This is a genomic window from Snodgrassella alvi (assembly GCF_002777425.1).
GTDB classification, from domain to species: domain Bacteria; phylum Pseudomonadota; class Gammaproteobacteria; order Burkholderiales; family Neisseriaceae; genus Snodgrassella; species Snodgrassella alvi_B.
Window position 1 is genome coordinate 1 of sequence record NZ_MDVC01000097.1, and the last position, 2,590, is coordinate 2,590.

Consider the following 2,590-nt stretch of genomic DNA (forward strand, 5'->3'; position numbering starts at 1 on the left):
TAATCGTATCAGAAAGCTCGGCTATAAATGGAATCATAAACGGGTGTATCGGGTGTATTGTGAATTAAAGCTTAATCTGAGGGTAAAGCGTAAAAAATGCATTCCTCCACGATGCCCAGAAAGACTATCTGCACCCAGTAAACAAGGTGAATGCTGGTCAATGGATTTTATGAGTGACAGCAGTCGCAATCAACGCAGGTTTAGAACTTTCAATGTGATAGATGACTTTAATCGTGAGGCGTTAGGCATTGATATTGCAGTCAGTTTGCCGGCTGGCAGGATTACCCGTTATCTGGATAAACTGGCCGAATATCATGGCTATCCAATCAAAATACGAGTAGATAATGGACCGGAATTCACCGGAAATACGTTTACTAACTGGGCAAAATCACATGATATAACCATAGATTATATTCAACCAGGCAGTCCATATCAAAACGGGTATATTGAACGATTTAATCGTACCTATCGCACAGAGGTACTAGATTTATATCTATTTAATAATCTGGAACAAGCAAGAAAGGTAACCGAAGAATGGCTAACCAGTTATAACACCGAAAGGCCTCATGAAGCATTAAATAATATGACGCCGATTGAGTATAAAACCCTAAGACAAGCAGTATTATTTTCTACTTGAAGCTTGTACTAAGTTTGGGGTATTTACATAGGTAGTGTCTGTCAGATTAAGTTTGAGCTAGTGCAATTAAATTGATTAACAGATACCGTTTGATGTAAAACCCAGTAGAATTTTTAATTAACCTCAGCATTATTGTGCTGGTTTCAGGGTATAGTACAAGTACTACTCCTGAAATAAATAAAAGCTGGAAAAAGCATAATACTCTTCCCAGTATGGCTTTAGATATCCTTTAATAATTCTTTAATATTATAGTCACCAAATGGAGATACACGAGGTAGAGATTCGGCTTCTTGTTCAGATATAGGGATTTCATTTCCCCAAATATCCACCTTCTTACACCATTGTTCAACGCCATAAATGAAATATACACCATCCATATCAGTAGGTAGATAGTTTTGTTGATGCCCGATTATTCTCCAGTCACTACCTTTTTCTATTTTCCTATCAAATAATGAGTAGCTGTCTAATATCACTGATTCAATCAATCGCCGGGCTTGTTTGATTTCTGCTTCAGATATATCAGGAGAATTAGAAATGTTATCAAACAGCTCGGCAATATGACCAACCATAAACTTGATAATAATTCTGCCAAAACAATATCTCTGTTCATCCAGCTTAAAGCAGAATATGTCTCCTGCCTTGATAAACCGTAGCATGGTGCGTGGTTTTTTATCCCAACCCCATAGTTTGAAATCACTCATCAGCATTTTCCTTTTCCTATACGACCATTTATACTATTGCCTTTCTTACTATGATAAGCATTCTTTTAATGCATTAGCTCTGGCGTCAGTGCGTTAGTGATATTTAAACTATATGATAATTTTAAAAAACACCCTTTAGTTTTTTTCTTGATATCTTAATATCTTTGGCGATTATTTCAACATAAAATGAATCACTTTGAATAATATAATGAGTGTATTCTCCTACATCATATTTATCCCAATCAGGGAAAAAGGAACGTCTTTCAGCCTTTAATTTTTCCAACCATGATGACTCTGGAACAACCAAATAGCATGCACGAAAATTATCGTCTTCGCATTTAGTATAATAACTGAATTTTTTATTTCGTTCGAATCGCATAGCCCAGACGTAAGAAAAATCAAATATACCTGTAAATACAGAGTATTTAGCAGAAGAACTCCATATTTTAAAAAATGCAGTTAATGAATCGCCCTTTGATTTTATTAAAACATCATCATTTGGGGCTTGCCAATAGGGAAGCTCTACTGCATAGGCAAAATCTTTTTTCATAGCATTCGTCTCTTATTTACAAGTCGGAACTTTAGATGTTCCAGTATTGGGCATATTATTTGTAGTAGTCTTTATTTAATCTGACATTTAGTGTATTTTAAACCAACAATGGAGTGTCAGTAATGAATCAATCTGCAAAAATAATTAAACCTAAATTAGGACTTTTAGAACTCGCTAAACAGTTAGGTAACGTTCAGCAAGCCTGTAAAGTCTTGGGGTATAGTCGCGACAGCTATTATCGCTTCAAAAAACTCTATGAACAGGGCGGAGAATTAGCTCTTCAGGAAATAAGTCGCAAAAAACCTATAGAGAAAAATCGCGTAGAACCTCATATTGAGCAGGCTGTCGTTAATATGGCTTATGAATTTCCTGCTTATGGCCAACATCGGGTTGCTAATCAGCTACGTCTGCAAGGAATAATGGTCTCTGGCAGTGGTGTACGTTCAATCTGGTTACGCCACGATTTAGAAAGCTTCAAAAAAAGACTGATCGCTCTGGAAACAAAAGTAGCTCAGGAAGGGCTTGTGTTAACAGAAAGCCAGCTACAGGCTTTAGAGAAAGCGAAAGCAGCGCGAGAGGCACAGGGTGAAATTGAGACCCAGCATCCTGGATACTTATGCGCACAAGATACATATTATGTTGGTCATATTAAAGGGATTGGGAAAATATACCAACAAACGTTTATTGATACCTATTCAAGAC

General features: G+C 36.6%; 4 protein-coding genes. 2 read left to right on the forward strand and 2 right to left on the reverse strand.

Going from position 1 to position 2,590, the window contains the following annotated elements; translation table 11 throughout:
- Positions 1–637: IS3 family transposase (locus BGI33_RS09385; RefSeq protein ID WP_144235418.1), on the forward strand; the 637-nt coding region annotated here is incomplete at its 5' end.
- A gap of 218 nt (positions 638–855) precedes the next feature.
- Here BGI33_RS09385 and BGI33_RS09390 read toward each other — a convergent pair.
- Positions 856–1,338, reverse strand: coding sequence for an immunity 26/phosphotriesterase HocA family protein (locus BGI33_RS09390; RefSeq protein ID WP_100090939.1), 483 nt, complete (start codon positions 1,336–1,338; stop codon positions 856–858).
- A 121-nt stretch (positions 1,339–1,459) separates the two neighbouring features.
- Positions 1,460–1,888, reverse strand: a complete 429-nt coding sequence (locus BGI33_RS09395; RefSeq protein ID WP_084547189.1) for a hypothetical protein — start codon at positions 1,886–1,888, stop codon at positions 1,460–1,462.
- Between the two features lie 122 nt (positions 1,889–2,010).
- Between BGI33_RS09395 and BGI33_RS09400 the strand changes: the two genes are divergently transcribed.
- The coding region (locus BGI33_RS09400) for a helix-turn-helix domain-containing protein (RefSeq protein ID WP_144235419.1) at positions 2,011–2,590 on the forward strand (580 nt) is incomplete at its 3' end.

Excerpts from the sequence above, each read along its gene's own strand:
- BGI33_RS09395 (WP_084547189.1), bottom strand. The coding sequence starts at position 1,888 with ATGAAAAAAGATTTTGCCTATGCAGTAGAGCTTCCCTATTGGCAAGCC.
- BGI33_RS09390 (WP_100090939.1), bottom strand. The coding sequence starts at position 1,338 with ATGAGTGATTTCAAACTATGGGGTTGGGATAAAAAACCACGCACCATG.